2 protein-coding genes are annotated in these 1,645 nt (G+C 77.6%); both read right to left on the bottom strand.

What is annotated here, in order from left to right:
• Positions 1-1,054, bottom strand: a 1,054-nt coding sequence (gene murJ / locus AWW66_RS32125) for a murein biosynthesis integral membrane protein MurJ (RefSeq protein WP_245648590.1), incomplete at its 3' end; no start/stop codon positions are given.
• A gap of 1 nt (position 1,055) precedes the next feature.
• Positions 1,056-1,645, bottom strand: a 590-nt coding sequence (locus tag AWW66_RS32120; protein WP_067374586.1) for a hypothetical protein, incomplete at its 5' end; no start/stop codon positions are given.

The following is a 1,645-nucleotide window of genomic DNA, read 5'->3' as shown; positions in this document are numbered from 1 at the left end:
CCCCGACCGGCACCGCCGTGCCGACCAGCGCGGCGGCGCCGAGGGCGCTGAACAGCAGCACCCCGCGCGCCGCCGGGGCCAGGGTCCGCCGGTAGGTCTCCTCGTCCCCGGTGGCCCGGGCCGCGGCGAGCGTCGGGTACGCCGCCACCGCCAGCGGTACCGCCAGCACCGCCCAGGGCAGCAGGTAGACCGTCTGGGCGAGCTGGTACACCACCGGGTCGCCCGACCCGCCGTAGGTCACCTGGTTGAGGCTGACGATCAACGCCACCTGCTGGGCCGTCACGGTGCACGCCCCGGCCACCGCGAGCCCACCCACCCGGGCCCGCGCGTCGGCCGGGAAGGCGAACCCGGGCCGGATCCGCAGTCCCAACCGCGACAGCGGCGCCAGCAGCGACAGCGACAGCACCACCACGCCGAGCGTGGTACCCGCCGACAGCAGCAGCTCACCCGGCACGGACGTCCCGGCGATCGTGGCGAACCGCCCCTCGGCGGCGGTGAACCCGAGGTACACGCCGACCACGGTGAGGCTGGACAGCAGCGGCGCCAGCACCGGCCAGGCGAACCGGCGGTGCGCCTGCAACACCCCGGTCAGCACGATCCCGACCCCGTAGAGCGGTAGCTGCGGGGCGAACACCCGCAGCATCCGGGCGCCGGTCTCCTGCTGCTCCGGTGACAGACCGGCACCGACCAGCCCGACCACCGGCCCGGCCAGCAGCGCCACCAGCACCGCCAGCGGCACCAGCAGACACACCGTCCAGGTCAGCAGCGCGGAGGTGGTCCGGGCCACCGCCGCCCGGTCCCCGGCGGCGACCGCGCCGGCCAGCACCGGCACGACCAGGCTGGCCAGCGCCCCACCGGCGACGATCTCGAAGATGAAGTTCGGCACCGCGTTGGCCGCCACGTAGGCCCCACCCAGGTCGGTGGGGCCGAGGGTCCAGGTGAACACGGCGGTCCGGCCGAAACCGGCGAGCCGGCTGAGCACGGTCAGCACGGCGATGAGGGTGGCCGCTCCGGCCACCCGGCCGGCGCCGGCGAGGGGAGCCCGGGTCGTCACGTCAGTCGCGGCGGCGGCCCAGCTCGTCCAGCTCCCGCAGGCCCGGGGTCCGCGCGATGACCTGGGTGAAGCTGACCCTCTCGCTGGCCGCGGTCAGCCCGGCGAGCACGGCCAGCGCCGCCGCCCGGCCCACCGGGCCGCACCGCGCCGCCAGGCCGACCCCGAGCAGGGCGCCCAGCGCGTTCGCGCCGCTGTCGCCGACCATCACCCGCTCGTCGAGGTCCGCGTCGAGCAGCCCGGCCGCGGCGCCCACCGCCCCGGCGGCGATGCCGCCGTGCGCACCCCGGGTCAGCGGCGCGCCGAGCAGCAGTCCCGACTTCACCGCCCGCCCCGGCCGCAGGTCGAGCAGGTTGACCAGGTTCGCGGTGCCGGCGACCACGCCCGCGCCGAGCAGCACGTCCACCGTCCGGCCCACGACGCCCTGCCCCTGCCGGTGCCGGTGCGCCCGCACCGCCGGGTCGGCGGCGAGCAGCGCCGCCGCGCCGAGACCGGCGGCGCCGACCCCGACGACCTTGACCAGGCCGGCGGTGACCCGCCCCTCCCGCAGCGCCGCCAGGTGACCGGCGAACCCCTTGGCCGCCTTCTGCTCCG

Origin of the sequence: Micromonospora rosaria (genome assembly GCF_001567585.1) — a bacterium.
GTDB lineage: Bacteria > Actinomycetota > Actinomycetes > Mycobacteriales > Micromonosporaceae > Micromonospora > Micromonospora rosaria.
This window is presented reverse-complemented; position numbering and strand designations above follow the sequence as displayed.